Source organism: Halobacterium sp. DL1, assembly GCA_000230955.3.
In the GTDB taxonomy this organism is placed as follows: domain Archaea; phylum Halobacteriota; class Halobacteria; order Halobacteriales; family Halobacteriaceae; genus Halobacterium.
The window spans coordinates 1-14,185 of sequence record CP007060.1; the positions used below are offsets into that span (position 1 = coordinate 1).

Here is a 14,185-nt window from a genome sequence, read left to right on the forward strand (position 1 = left end):
GAGACTTAAACTTACGGTCCAGACGGCGTCGACGTTGCGGACCGAGCGGCGTCGAGGATTTCGACGAGCGAACTGTCGAGCGAGGGCAGGAAGGAACTGAGCGGCCTCGACAGCTGGGCCGGCTCTACGAGGAGAAGGGGGAGAGGAATCGAGCGAAGAAAGTGGTGATTGGTAACCATGAACAGGCCACGTCAGGGCGATAGATTAGTGAGAACAGCCGGAAGAAGAGCGGTTCGCGGAGTGCTCGCGACCGATAGGCTGGAATCGAGCGGTTCGCCTGAGGAGGAACTGGTTCCACAGGACCGGTAGACAAGAACGAGAGGGAAGTCTGCAGGGAATCCCCCACCCCTTCGTTTCGACTGGAACGGTGAGAGGGACCAGTCCAGCAAACCGATCAGCCGGGAATCCACGCCAAACCCAACTAGAACTAGACCTTTGCAGCCCTACAATTGGATATGTTCTCTGTATTACGGATATTGTTTTTCGGGTAGGTACTTAGTTCTTCCCTAGGCTAGACGTCGTCTGTTGTGCCCACTCCTCTTTCTCCGTTCCACCTGAAACGAAGGGGTGGGGGGTTCGGCCACATCTCGGCGTTCGACCCCCTGGTTTCCGATGGAACGACCAGTCGACCAGTCTCAGAATTCCAGCTTCGTACGGTCGGGCTACTCCAAAGATCGGGAGCAGATCGAAGAATCGGTAGGTCCTGCAACAGGCTGATACTGCACCGATGAAGTCGTAGTTTGGTCGAACAAATTAACCGCCATGTAGCGATTTTCGTTATCAGATCTCTGCCTTATCCCGAGGAGCGGGCAACGTCCTTGTCAGTTCCTTACATGCTATGGATCGTGTCGAAACTGCTACACGGAGTACGGTCGACCTACAATCTGACCGCTCCAATTAGCATCATCGAAACTTATTAGTCTCTCCTGTTTCCATTGGTTCATCTGCATCAACTGGAGCGTCTGTCGGGAAGCTGTCGCGGAACGCCGCAGTAACGGTCGTTTCCGGGCCGCTGTCTGGTGACGGCGCTCTCCACACGAAACGAAGGGGTATCCAATCGACACATGTCTGACGAACCGATGCCGGACGACCGACGCACGGCCGACCGCGACTTCGAGGTCGACCTCGACGACGTCCTCGTCGACGACGACGAGGGTGACGAGGGGCTCTTCGACGACCTCCTGAGCGGCGAACCGATATTCGAGAACAAGGAAGTACTGCGCCCGTCGTACACGCCACACGAACTCCCCCACCGGAAGGACCAGATCAACAATATGGCGACGATTCTCGTCGCCGCGCTCCGCGGGGAGACGCCGTCGAACATCCTCATCTACGGGAAGACGGGGACGGGGAAGACCGCGAGCGCGAAGTTCGTGAGCCAGGAGCTCGAGCGCACCTCCAAGAAGTACGACGTCCCCTGCGAGGTCGAGTACATCAACTGCGAGGTCACCGACACCCAGTACCGCGTGCTCGCGCAGCTCGCGAACACGTTCATCGAGCAGAACCGCACGTTCGTCGACGAGCGCGTCGCCGACCTCCAGGACCTCCGCAACGAGATGGAGGCCGAGACCGACGCACCTGAAACGGGGGGGTTGCCGGGCGAGTTCGAGATGGGCGACGGGAGCGACGAGTCCAACAACGATGGCTCGGATCTCCGCGAGCAGTTCGACTCCGTCGAGGACGTCGACGACCGAATCGAGGAGCTCCTCCAGGAGAAATCGGAGATGGAGGAGGTCCCGATGACGGGGTGGCCGACCGACCGCGTGTACGCGACGTTCTTCGACGCCGTCGACTACGTCGAGCGGGTCGCCGTCATCATGCTCGACGAGATCGACAAACTCGTCGAGAAGTCCGGCGACGACACGCTGTACAACCTCTCCCGGATGAACTCCGAACTCGACAACTCCCGGGTCTCCATCATCGGCATCTCGAACGACCTGAAGTTCACCGACTTCCTCGACCCGCGCGTGAAGTCCAGTCTCGGCGAGGAGGAGATCGTCTTCCCGCCGTACGACGCCAACCAGCTCCGGGACATCCTCCAGCACCGCTCTGAGGTGGCGTTCAAGGGCCAGGCGCTCTCCGAGGACGTCATCCCGCTCTGTGCCGCGTTCGCCGCACAGGAACACGGGGACGCGCGACGGGCACTCGACCTGCTGCGGACCGCGGGCGAACTCGCGGAACGCGACCAGTCCGACGACGTCACCGAGGAGCACGTCCGGCGCGCGCAGGACAAGATCGAACTCGACCGCGTGGTCGAGGTCGTGCGCACGCTCCCGACCCAGAGCAAACTCGTCCTCTACGCCATCCTCCTCCTGGAGGACAACGGCGTCCACAACGTCAACACGGGCGAGGTGTACAACATCTACAAGACGCTCTGCGACGAGCTCGACGCTGACGTGCTCACCCAGCGCCGCGTCACCGACCTCATCAGCGAACTCGACATGCTCGGCATCGTGAACGCGGTGGTCGTCTCGAAGGGCCGCTACGGGCGCACGAAGGAAATCTCACTTTCGGTCCCCGTCGAGGAGACAGAGACCGTCCTCGAAGCCGACTCCCGCCTGAGCGACATCGAGGATGTCACCCCGTTCGTGCAGGCGCGCTTCGACAACTGAGCGACTGTCCGCCTATCAGACCAGATTCTGACACCCCTTCGTTTCTAGTGGAGAACACCTCACTGAGGCGTGGTTACCATCCAGTTGAAAGACGAGTACTGTGGTGTCGAACGAACGAAGCGGAATCGAAGAACGGCCGGTACTGGCTGGACGGGAGATGCGCTCCGCAGTGTTCCCGAACGGCTACCCGAGGAGGTAGCGCAGCCAGCCGTTCCGTTCCACGAGGTCGAGTTCCTCGAGTCGGGCGTCGAGGCCGAGGATGCGCCCGGCGCCGAACGCCGCGACGGCGAGGAAGACGAGCATGTAGGCGAAGTCGCCGTTCACGTAGCCGTGTTGGACGCTCCAGTTCCCGAAGTAGAACAGGAGCATCATGAACGCGCCGAAGAACGCGGCGAGTCGGGTGACTGCGCCGAGCAGGAGCGCGACGCCGATAAGCGCCTCGCCCCACGGGACGGCAACGTTCACGAGGTCGAGGAACCACGGCGTATTCGCCATCCACGCGAACATCGCCTCGAGGGGGTTCCCGTTCGTGGACGCGACGTTCCCGAGGTAGCCGCCGGCGGCGAAGCTCCCCGAGAGTAGCTTGTCGACGCCCGACGAGAGGAACGCGTACCCCATCATCAGTCGCAGCGCGAGGACGAACCACGCGCTCAGGCTGTGTGCTTTCCCGCGGACGGTGATGCCGCCGAGACGGGATTCGAACGTGTTCGGACCGGCCGTAGTTTGGGACATAGTGTTTCCCTCCAGTTGGACGGAGGTTCTGCGGAACGATATAGCGAGCAGGCGTTTCCCACGGTCTGAGGCTCGTTCCTGGAGTGTGGGAATCACACTGGTGGTCCCTTCCAGTGGGAGGGTTCTGTCGAACGAATTAAGAGACGGCGCTCCGCAGGTCGGACTGTCGATGCGCGCTCCGTTCGATTCGGAAGAGGCACCCGACCTCCAGGACGTACTGGACGCCCTGGACGACGAGGGCTGTCGACGCATCATCGAGGTGCTCGAGGAGCCGATGACCGCCAAGCAGGTCGCGGACGCCAGCGACGTGCCGCTGTCGACCACTTACCGGAAACTCGACCTGCTGACGGACGCCGCGCTCCTCGAGGAGCGTGCGGTGCTTCAGCCGGACGGCCACCACACGACGGAGTACGCGCTCGTGTTCGAGGAGGTGGTCATCCAACTGGCCGAGGACCGGACGCTCGACGTCGGCATCGCCCGGCCGCCGGAGTCGACGGACGAGCGCCTCGAGACGCTCTGGGCGGAGGTGAGCAAGGAAACATGAGACACTACACCATCGTCGTCGCGCTGAAGACAGTCACGCTGCTGCTCGGCGGAGCGGTCACGTACTTCGCGCTGAAGGCGTGGAAACGCACCGGCTCGCCCGCGCTGCGGTCGCTCGCCATCGGGTTCGGGTTCGTGACCCTCGGCTCGCTGCTCGCGGGGGTCGTCGACCAGCTGCTCGTCGTCGACCAGACGTTCGCGGTGCTGACCGAGAGCGCGCTGACGGCTGTCGGATTCGCGGTTATCGTCTACTCGCTGTACGAGGACTAGGCGCCCGCGAAAGCGCCTGACTGGGGAGCGGTCGCGTTGGCGGCGGCCGGCGCTACCGGATCCATCGACGCCGTCCCGGAGACGGTGAGGCGCACCCAGCCGAGGTACGGGATGCGGTACTCCGCCGTTCCCTTGATCCACGACGGCCGCACGGGCTCCGAGATGCCCTTCACCTGGTCGTAGTAGTCGTTGGTCACGGAGTTGTCCCCCTTCGTGATGAAGCCGGCGTGGGGCGCGGGGCAGTTCCGGAGTTCCCCGCAGTCGTCGGCACCGCCGAGGAAGCTCTGGTCGGCCTTCTCGTACCAGTTCTCGCCGTCGTTCACCCAGAAGCGCACGCGGTGAATTACCGGCGTCTGCCTGGCGTTCCCGTTCGGCTGATAGACGATGACGTCGCCGGGACCACCGAACTTCCTGAAGTTCTGGTCCGCGCCCGTGCGCGCCGTGACGATGCCGGTGTCGCCGGTGGCGTACTCGGGGCTGAACCGCTGTTCCTCCATCACGAACACGAGGTCTCCTTTCACCATGTTCGGCTGCATGCTGCCGCTCTCGACGGCGACCAGTGGGGGCCAGACGCCGCTGACGGCGAACAGCAGCAGTCCGACCATCCCGACGGCGAGCGCGCTGCTCCCGGCCTCACGGAGGAACAGCACGACGCCGTTGTCTGTGTGGAGGAACCAGCTCGCGGCGCCGCGAACACCGCCGCGGGAGTCGGGCGAGTCATCGCCGTTCGTCATTCACAGGGAATTCGGCGCTGGCGGGTTTCAACCTTCCCCTCTGGCGACCGCCACGCTTTTGCTGAACCTCCGCGTCCGTCAGTAACGTGCCCCTAGAACCCCCGGTTCGGGTGGTCCGCGAACTCACAAGCCGGGGCTACAACGCCGACCGCGAGGCGGTGACGCTGCTCGCGGGTGCGGACGACCCGTCGGCTGCCGTCGAGCGAGCCGTCGACGAGGCGCCCGCAGACGCCCTGACGCTCACGGTCGACCACGTGCGGTCCGTGCTGGAAGACGACCTTACCGACGCCCGGACGGACGGCGCGAGCGAGGCCGCCGACGCGGCGGCTGACGCCTTCTCGCCGGACGCACAGACGCCGGATAAATCCAACTCTACCGACGCTACCTCTGGTTCCACTGAAGTAGAAACGGAGACAAATCATACCACGGAAACAGGTTCTCCACTAGAAACGAAGGGGGTCGACGACACCAGCGGAACGACTGAGTCTGTCGGGTCCGCCGACTCACAGGACGCTCCGAATCCCGCTGGTGACCACGACGAGCGCAGTCTCGACATCGCGGGCGACATCACCGGAGAGTCCACTGGGACCGGCGAGTACAAGAACTTCGTCGCGACGTTCCGCGACCGCTACGACCGGCTCTCGAAGAAGCTCCGCGGGCGCGTCAACCACCGTCCGACGTCGGCGCTGGACTCGATGCCGGGTGGCAGCGACGCCGCCGTCGTCGGCATGGTCAACGACGTCCGCTCTACTGCGAGCGGCCACTGGCTCGTGGAACTGGAGGATACGAACGGCGTCTTCCCCGCGCTCGTGATGAAGGATAAGGACATCGCGGCGGACGTCGACGAACTCCTGATGGACGAGGTCATCGCCATCGAGGGGACGCTCTCGGACGACGGCGGCATCCTGTTCGCCGACGACATCTTCTTCCCGGACATCCCGCGGACGCACGAGCCGAACACCGCCGACCGCCACGTCCAGGCGGCGCTCGTCTCCGACGTCCACGTCGGCAGCCAGGAGTTCGCCGACGACGAGTGGTCGGCGTTCGCCGACTGGCTCCACACGCCCGAAGCCGACGCCGTCGAGTACCTCCTCGTCGCGGGCGACATGGTCGAGGGCGTCGGCGTCTACCCCAATCAGGACGAGGAACTCGACATCGTCGACCTCTACGAGCAGTACGAGACGTTCGCCGAGCGCCTCAAGGAGGTGCCCGGCGACACGGAGATCGTGATGATCCCGGGGAACCACGACGCCGTCCGCCTCGCGGAACCCCAGCCGGCCTTCGACGAGGAACTCCGCTCCATCATGAGCGCACACGACGCCCGGTTCACCGGCAACCCCTCCACGGTCACCGTCGAGGGCGTGAATATCCTGATGTACCACGGCGTCTCCATCGACGAAATCATCGCCGAACACCCCAGCGAGGACGTCTCCTACGACAACCCGCACCGGGCGATGGAACTACTCCTCCGGAAGCGCCACGTCGCCCCGCAGTTCGGCGGGCGCACCCGCCTCGCGCCCGAGGAAGAAGACTACCTCGTGATGGACGAGGTGCCCGACGTCTTCCACACGGGTCACGTCCACAAACTCGGCGTCGGCACCTACCACAACGTCCGGATGGTCAACTCGGGCTGCTGGCAGCACCAGACCGAGTTCCAGCAGTCGGTGAACATCGACCCGGACGTCGCCACCGCGCCCATCCTCGACCTCGACACGCTCGACGTGACGGTCCGGAAGTTCGTCTGACCCGGTTTCACCTGCTCACTCCGGCGCCGTCACGCCCCAGGAGATGCGGTTCCAGAGGCGCTCGTAGCCGTAGTACGTCCCGGTCTTGATGAGGTTCGTGACGAGGCCGATGTTGATCGCGTCCGTCGTACTCCCGGTCACCACCCACGCCACGACGATGGTGATCGCGACCATCAGGGCGCGGTAGCAGAGCGTCTTGACTACCGCGCGGAGTCGCGCCTCGTGTGGTCGCCTGGAGATGTAGTCTCGGAGCATGGTCGCCGCTGTCCGAACCCTCGAACGGCAACGCAATAACTGGTCCGTAGCCGATACCGGTTACTCCGCGTCGACGCCGCGCTCCGCGAGGACGTCGAAGAACGACTCGGCGTCGAGTTCCGGGACGCCCTCTGCGGCCGCGTCGTCGCGCTTCGTCTGCCCCGGACTCTCCCCCACCACGAGGTAGTCGGTGTTCCCAGACACCGAGGAGACGGCGTTCCCGCCGTGGCGCTGCACGAGGTCCTGGAGTTCCCCCCGCGTCCAGCCGTCGACGCTCCCCGTGAACACGAACGTCAGGCCGTCGAGTTCGCTGGCCACCTCGCGTTCGGCCGGCTCGGGCTCACCGAGACGCGTCTCCGCACGGAGGCGCTCGACGACTCTACGGTTGCGCTCGTTGTCGAAGAACTCCCGGAGGTGGCCGGCGACTACGCTGCCGACGCCCGGCACTGACTGAAAATCATCCTCGTCGGCAGCGAGGACGGCGCCCAGCGTCCCGAACTCCGCGGCCACGTCCCGGGCGACGGTCGGCCCAACCTCCCGGATGCCGATGGCCGCGAGGAACTGCCCGAGTGGTGGGTGACGTGCGCCCTCCAGTTCGTCGCGGAGGTTCCGCGCGCTCGTCTCTCCCCACCCCTCCAGGGCGGCTATCTCCTCGACGCTCGCGTCGAAGATATCCGCGACGTCGTTCTCGACGACCCCATCCTCGACGAACTGCTCGGCGGCGCGCTCGCCCAGGCCCTCGACGTCGAGGACGTCCGCGAAGTAGCTGAGTCCCTGGACGAGCTGCGCCGGGCACGCGAGCCCGCCCGTGCAGAACGCGATGGGACCCTCGTACTCGACCGGACTCCCGCAGCGTGGACACGTCTCGGGGAGTTCGATGGTTTCCTCGCTGTGGGGTTCGACCACCTCCGCGACGTACGGGATGACGTCGCCGGCGCGCTGGACGCGCACCGCGTCGCCGATGCCGACACCCATCGCTTCGATTTCGTCGCGGTTGTGGAGGCTCGCGCGGGAGACGGTGACGCCGCCGACGTCGACGGGGTCGAGCAGCGCCACCGGCGTGAGCCGTCCCGTCCGGCCGACCTGCACCACGACGTCCGCGACGGTCGTCACCTCCGCGCGCGCCGGGAACTTGTAGGCGAACGCCCACCGGTAGTGCCGTGCGGTCGTCCCGAGTTCGGCGCACTGCGCGCGGTCGTCGACCTTGATCACGACGCCGTCTATCTCGTAGTTCAGTGACTCCCGTTCCTCGCCCAGGCGATTGCGGTACTCGATAGCACCGTCGACGTCGGGGACGCGCTCCGAGCGGTCGTCGACCTTCAACCCCCACTCGGGGAGCGCGACGTGTTCGTCCCAGTGGGAGTCGAAGCCGCCGTCGAGGCCGCCGCGCGAGGCGTCGGCCGTGGCGTCAGCTTCCGACTCGCCCGCAGCCAACACGTCGTAGAAGAAGCAGTCCAGCGGCCGCTCGGCGGTCACGCTCGGGTCTAACTGGCGGAGTGTTCCGGCCGCGGCGTTCCGCGGGTTCGCGAACGCGTCTTCGCCGCGCTCGACGCGCTCCGCGTTGTGCGCCTGGAACGCGTCCCGGGGCATGTACACCTCGCCGCGAACCGCGAGGAACGCCGGCGGGTCCCCGCGCAGGCGCAGCGGGACGCTGTCGATGGTGCGGACGTTCTCGGTGACGTCCTCGCCGGTCCGGCCGTCGCCCCGGGTGGCGGCGCGCACGAACCGGCCGTCCTCGTAGACGACCTCGACGGAGAGGCCGTCGAACTTCGGCTCGCAGACGAACTCGACGGCTCCGACCTCCCGCTCGACGCGCGTGGCGAACTCCCGGACGTCGTCGACCTCGCCGCTGGAGTCCAGCGACAGCATCGGCACGACGTGGTCGACGCTCTCGAGTTCGTCGAGCGGCTCGCTCCCGACGCGCTGCGTGGGGCTGTCCGGCGTCGCGAGGCCGAAGGCGTCCTCGAGGTCCTGGAGGCGCGTGAACAGCGCGTCGTACGTCCGGTCGCCGACGACGGGGTCGTTCTCGACGTAGTAGCGGTAGTCGTGGTAGTGGATGGCCTCCCGGAGCAGGCGGGCCTGCTCCGTGGCCTCGCTCTCGGAGAGGTTCTCGACGCGCGCAAACGATGTGGCCGGGTCGCGGACGTACGGGTTGTTCGCCGGGGCGTCCGCGCCGGCCTCGGCCTCGGGCATACGTCCCGGTAGACGGTGGGGGGTGGTAAGCGGTATGGAAGCCACAGGTCATCGTTCGACAGCGCTGTCGAAGGCCGCGGAGAGTCCGACTGCGACCGACACTCGGCAGACGTTGCACGCATCCCGCTATCTTATCCGCGCTCGCGCCGACACTCCTGTATGCGCGAGGACTTTCTCCTCCTGAACCCCGGCCCCGTCCCCGTGACGCGGGCGGTCCGAGACGCGATGGCTGAACCGATGGTCTCCCACCGCTCGGCGGATTTCGAGGCCGTCTACGAGCGCGCACAGGACCACCTCGACTACGTGTTCGAACACTCGGCACCGAGCGGTCTCACGACGTCCAGCGGCGGCACCTCGCTCATCCTCAACGGCACCGCGACGATGGGGATGGAGGCCGCCGTCGCGAACCTCACGGACGACGACAGCGAGGTCGTCTCCGTCGTCAACGGGAAGTTCGGCCGCCGGTTCGCCCGCATCGCGGACCGACACGCCGACGTGACCCGCGTGGAGTTCGACTGGGGCGAACCCGTCGACGTCGACGCGGTCGCGGACGCAGTGAGCGACGACACGGACGTCGTCACGATGGTCCACAACGAGACGAGTTCGGGCATCCTCAACCCCGTGGAGGCGGTCGGTGAACTCGCCAGCGAGCAGGACGCGCGCTACGTCGTCGACGGCGTGACGAGCATCGGCGGCGACGAGTTCCGCATCGACGACTGGCACGTCGACGTCGCCGTCACGGACGGCCAGAAGGCGCTCGCGGCGCCGCCGGGTATCAGCGCGCTGTACGTGACCGAGGCGGCAGAAGCCTACCTCGACGGCGAGAGCGCGCCGTTCTACGAGGACCTCGACTGGCACCTCCGGAAGGCCGAGTCCCACCAGACGCCTTTCACGAGCGCCGTCCCGCTGTTCCGCGGTCTTGCCGAAGCGGTCTCGGATATCCGCGAGGAGGGGATGCCCGACCGCATCGAGCGCCACCGCCGGCAGGCCGCGGCGTTCCGCGACGCGTTCCACGCGATGGGCCTGGAGTCGTTCCCGCGGCTGAACGAGGACGCGGAGTACTCGAACACCGTCACCGGAATGGTTCTGCCAGCGGGCGCGCGCGGTGACGACGCCCCCGCGTTCTTCGACGCCGTCGAGGCGCGAGGTGTCTCCATCAGCGGCGGGCAGGGCCACCTGGGCGGGGACATTTTCCGGGTCTCGAACATGGGGAACATCACGAGCGAGCAGCTCCTCCGGGGCGTGCGCACCATCGGCGAGGCGTTCGACGAGGTCGGCGTCGACGTCGACACGGACGCGGCCCTCGATGCCGCTCGGGACCGACTGCGCTAGGCGGCCACCTTCTTCGGCGCGAGTCTCACGAGCGCGGGGAGCGCGAGCGCCGCGAGCAGCAACTCCGCCCCGCCAGCGAGGAGGAACGCGTCTGCGAACCCCCACTGCTCGGCGACCCAGCCGCCGCCGACGATGCCTGCGAGGAACCCCAGTGAGCCGGCGGCGTTGAAGCCAGCCATGCTGACGCCGCGCTCGTCGTCGCCGGCCACGTCGGTGACGAGCGCCATCGTCGCGGGCGCCATCAGCGCGCCGAGCACGCCGACGACGACCATCCCGCCCTGCGCGAGCAGCAGGCTGGGCGCGAGGCCGACGCCGACGACGGCGAGGCCGTAGGTCGCGGAGCCGGCGGCGATGGGGAGCGTGCGGCCGACGCGGTCGGAGAGCTTCCCGAACGGATACTGGAGGAGCGCGAACGGCGCGAAGAACAGCGCGAGCGTGAGCCCCGTTTCGCCGGCGCCGAGGCCGAACTCCTGCCGGAAGTACAGCGTCCCGACGAGCGCGAAGAAGCCCGCTGTGAAGCGGTCGATGAAGCCGAACGCGAACGGGACGCCGAGCGCCGGCCGGTCGGCGAGGACGCGGAACCCTTCGCGGAGCGAGTCGCCGTGGCCCGAGGGCGCGCGGTCCGGCACGCGCAGCGCGAACAGTCCCGCGAGCACGAGGACGACGCTCCCGACGACGAGCGGCGCGCGAACCGCGAACTCGGTGAGCTGGCCGCCGACCGGTGCGCCGAGCGCGGTGCCGAGGCCGATGGCGATGCCGGCGGCGCCCATGTCCTTGCCGTGGTCGTCGGAGAGGTCCATTAGCATCGTCATCGCGAGCGAGAACGCGCCGATGGTGGCCGCGCCCTGGGCCGCCCGGAGGACGAGCGCGCCCGCGAGGCCGACGTCGAGGACGGCGAGCGCGGCGTAACCGAGGCCGCCGCCGACGGCGCCCGCAGCGATGAACGGAACGCGCCGGCCGGCACGGTCGCTGAGGGCGCCCCAGACGCCCGCGAACGCGACGAAGGCGGCGAACTCCGCGGCGAGGAACCACCGGCTGGCGGTCTCCGGGTCGTCCGCGCGGAACGCCGCGACGAGGTCGGTGGCGCCGGGGTAGAGGAGCACCTGGGCGAACAGCACCGCGAAGACGACGCCCGCCAGCGAGGCGCGCTCCCGCCTGACCATGCCAGCCGGTTAGGAGGGACTGGCTATGAACGCGGTGGAATCGGCCACCCCGCCGGGCAAACGTTGCCGTAACTGACGCGCATATTTGACGGGAGAACTATTACTCGTAGCAATGACTGACGCGAGCCACGGGCCGCGCACCCGGAGCGTCCACGCGGGCCACGAACCGGACGCGACTGGCGCCCGGGCGCCCCCCATCCACCAGACCACCTCCTACGTCTTCCCCAGCGCCGACGAGGCGGCCGCTCGCTACGCCCTCGACTCCGAGGCCGACGTCTACTCCCGCATCTCCAACCCCACCGTCTCCATCCTCGAGGACCGCCTCGCCAGCCTCGAAGGCGGCGTCGACGCCGTCGCCACGAACGCCGGAATGGGCGCCATCGACGCCATCACCACCACGCTCGCCGAGAGCGGGCGCAATATCGTCGCGGGCGCCGAGATGTACGGCGGCACCGCGTCGTACTTCTCGCACATCGCGAGCAAGCGCGGCGTTGGCATCCGCACCGTCGACGCGCTCGACCCCGAGGCCGTCGCCGACGCCATCGACGACGACACCGCGTTCGTCCACGTCGAGACGGTCGCCAACCCGTCGCTCGTCACGCCCGACTTCGAGGAACTCGCCGCCGTCGCCCACGAACGCGCCGTCCCGCTCGTGGTGGACAACACGTTCGCGACGCCCCACCTCTGCCGCCCCATCGAGCACGGCGCCGACGTCGTCTGGGAGTCCACCACGAAGTGGATCCACGGCGCCGGCACCACGCTCGGGGGTGTCGTCGTCGACGGCGGGACGTTCCCCTGGGACCACGCGGACGCGAACTTCCCGGAGCTCTCCGGGGAGAACCCCGCCTACGGTTTCGACTTCACGGAGCGCTTCGGCGAGCGCGCGTTCGCCGCCGCCGTCCGCCAGCGCGCCGTCCGTTCCTGTGGCACCGGCCAGACGGCCTTCGACGCCTGGCAGACACTCCAGGGCGTCGAGACCCTCCCGCTCCGGGTGGAGAAGCACTGCCAGAACGCCCGGGCGCTCGCCGAGGCGCTACGCGAGAACCCCGACGTCGCGTGGGTCTCGTATCCAGGACTGGACGACCACCCGACCCACGACGCCGCGAGCGAGTATCTCGAGGGCGGGTTCGGCGGGATGCTCACGTTCGGTCCCGAAGGGGGCTTCGACGCCGCCAAGGCCGTCTGCGAGGGCGTCGAACTCGCCTCGTTCCTCGCGAACGTCGGCGACGCGAAGACGCTCGTCGTCCACCCCGCCAGCACCACGCACGCACAGCTAGACGCCGAGGAACAGCGCGAGGCGGGCGTCGCGCCCGACATGGTCCGCGTCTCCGTCGGCATCGAGGACGCCGCTGACATCGTCGCGGACTTCGAGCAGGCGCTGCGGGGTGCCCGCTGATGCCGTCGACGAGCATCGGGTCCTTCGAGTTCGACTGCGGACAGAGCGTCGAGGACCTCACCGTCGCCTACGAGACGTACGGCGAATTCACTGGCGACAACGCCGTCCTCGTCTGTCACGCGCTCACGGGCAGCCAGTACGTCCGCGGCGGCGAAGGGGGGCAGGGCCGGGGCTGGTGGCACGACGTCGTCGGCCCCGGGAAGGCCATCGACACGAATCGCTACTACGTCGTCTGCGCGAACGTCCCCGGGTCGTGCTACGGGACGGACGGCCCGTCCAGCGAGGGACCGGACGGCGAACCGTGGGGGACCGAGTTCCCGCCGGTCACCGTCGGCGACTGGACGCGCAGTCAGCGCCGCCTGCTCGACGAACTCGGTGTCGGCCGCCTGCACGCCGTCCTCGGCGGGAGCGTCGGCGGCATGAACGCCCTCGACTGGGCGCGGCGCTACCCCGACGACGTCCGCCGCGTCGCCGCCATCGCCGCCGCGCCGCGCCTCGACGCGCAGTGTCTCGGGCTGAACGCCGTCGCGCGCCGCGCTATCCGCAGCGACCCGAACTGGAACGGCGGCGACTACTACGGCGGCGACCCGCCGGAGGGCGGCCTCGCGATGGCCCGCCAGCTCGGCCACCTGATGTACCTCTCGAAGGACTCGATGGCCCAGAAGTTCGGCCGCCGGACCGCGGGCCGGGCGTCCGGCAGCGACCCGTTCCCCACCGACGAGGCTGCCGCGTTCTTCCCCTACCGCGACGTCGAGTCCTACCTCGACTACCAGGCCGAGAAGTTCACGGACCGCTACGATGCGAACAGCTACCTCTACCTCACGCGGGCGATGGACGACTACGATCTCGCCGAGGGGTACGACTCGGACGCCAGCGCCATCGGCGCGTTCACCGGCGAAGCGCTGCTCATGTCGTTCACCGGCGACTGGCACTTCACCGTCGAGCAGAGCGAGGAACTCGCCGAGGCGTTCCGCGAGCGCGACGTCCTCGTCGCCCACCACGTCGTCGACTCCGACCACGGCCACGACGCGTTCCTCGTCGAACCCGAGTCCGTCGGTCCGCCGCTGAAGGACTTCCTCGCCGACGGCGTCGCCGGCGCCTCGGTCACGGACACCGTCGAACACGAGGACGACGACCGCACGCGGTACGCGCCCGTCCACAACAGCCTCTTCTCCGGATAGAACCGCGACTGCTGTTGTAGAGACCGGCA

At 67.6% G+C, this 14,185-nt stretch carries 12 protein-coding genes; 7 read left to right on the forward strand and 5 right to left on the reverse strand.

Annotated features, from left to right (window positions below; genetic code table 11):
- The first annotated feature begins 1,064 nt into the window (after positions 1-1,064).
- Entirely contained in the window at positions 1,065-2,612 is a 1,548-nt protein-coding gene (locus HALDL1_01495) for a cell division control protein Cdc6 (protein AHG02450.1), read from the forward strand.
- A gap of 183 nt (positions 2,613-2,795) precedes the next feature.
- On the opposite strand, the gene HALDL1_01500 is transcribed toward HALDL1_01495, so the two are convergent.
- Positions 2,796-3,344, reverse strand: a complete 549-nt coding sequence (locus HALDL1_01500) for a DoxX family protein (GenBank protein ID AHG02451.1) — start codon at positions 3,342-3,344, stop codon at positions 2,796-2,798.
- A gap of 169 nt (positions 3,345-3,513) precedes the next feature.
- On the opposite strand from HALDL1_01500, the gene HALDL1_01505 reads away from it, so the two are divergent.
- A complete protein-coding gene (locus tag HALDL1_01505) occupies positions 3,514-3,888 on the forward strand; it encodes an IclR family transcriptional regulator (protein ID AHG02452.1) in 375 nt (124 codons plus the stop codon).
- Positions 3,885-4,157, forward strand: coding sequence for a hypothetical protein (locus HALDL1_01510; GenBank protein AHG02453.1), 273 nt, complete (start codon positions 3,885-3,887; stop codon positions 4,155-4,157). Before HALDL1_01505 ends, HALDL1_01510 begins: the two co-directional genes overlap by 4 nt.
- Here HALDL1_01510 and HALDL1_01515 read toward each other — a convergent pair.
- On the reverse strand, positions 4,154-4,891 hold the full coding sequence (locus HALDL1_01515; protein ID AHG02454.1) for a peptidase: 738 nt from the start codon (positions 4,889-4,891) through the stop codon (positions 4,154-4,156). The genes HALDL1_01510 and HALDL1_01515 overlap by 4 nt on opposite strands.
- Positions 4,892-4,977: 86 nt before the next feature.
- Here HALDL1_01515 and HALDL1_01520 point away from each other — a divergent pair, with 86 nt between their 5' ends.
- Positions 4,978-6,636, forward strand: a complete 1,659-nt coding sequence (locus HALDL1_01520) for a DNA polymerase II small subunit (protein AHG02455.1) — start codon at positions 4,978-4,980, stop codon at positions 6,634-6,636.
- Between the two features lie 15 nt (positions 6,637-6,651).
- On the opposite strand, the gene HALDL1_01525 is transcribed toward HALDL1_01520, so the two are convergent.
- Both HALDL1_01525 and ligA read right to left on the reverse strand, forming a co-directional pair.
- Positions 6,652-6,891 carry a hypothetical protein gene (locus HALDL1_01525; GenBank protein ID AHG02456.1) on the reverse strand — a complete coding sequence of 80 codons (240 nt, stop codon included), beginning with the start codon at positions 6,889-6,891 and terminating at the stop codon, positions 6,652-6,654.
- Between the two features lie 60 nt (positions 6,892-6,951).
- Positions 6,952-9,084, reverse strand: a complete 2,133-nt coding sequence (gene ligA, locus HALDL1_01530) for an NAD-dependent DNA ligase LigA (protein AHG02457.1) — start codon at positions 9,082-9,084, stop codon at positions 6,952-6,954.
- Positions 9,085-9,243: 159 nt separating this feature from the next.
- On the opposite strand from ligA, the gene HALDL1_01535 reads away from it, so the two are divergent.
- Positions 9,244-10,416, forward strand: coding sequence for an aminotransferase (locus tag HALDL1_01535; GenBank protein ID AHG02458.1), 1,173 nt, complete (start codon positions 9,244-9,246; stop codon positions 10,414-10,416).
- Here the strand turns inward: HALDL1_01535 and HALDL1_01540 are convergent.
- Positions 10,413-11,579 carry an MFS transporter gene (locus tag HALDL1_01540; protein ID AHG02459.1) on the reverse strand — a complete coding sequence of 389 codons (1,167 nt, stop codon included), beginning with the start codon at positions 11,577-11,579 and terminating at the stop codon, positions 10,413-10,415. The two genes, HALDL1_01535 and HALDL1_01540, sit on opposite strands and share 4 nt — an antisense overlap.
- A gap of 85 nt (positions 11,580-11,664) precedes the next feature.
- On the opposite strand from HALDL1_01540, the gene HALDL1_01545 reads away from it, so the two are divergent.
- Together HALDL1_01545 and HALDL1_01550 are read left to right on the forward strand one after the other, a co-directional pair.
- Entirely contained in the window at positions 11,665-12,975 is a 1,311-nt protein-coding gene (locus HALDL1_01545) for an O-acetylhomoserine aminocarboxypropyltransferase (protein AHG02460.1), read from the forward strand.
- Entirely contained in the window at positions 12,975-14,156 is a 1,182-nt protein-coding gene (locus HALDL1_01550; protein ID AHG02461.1) for a homoserine O-acetyltransferase, read from the forward strand. The genes HALDL1_01545 and HALDL1_01550 overlap by 1 nt, the downstream gene beginning before the upstream one ends.
- Positions 14,157-14,185: the final 29 nt, after the last annotated feature.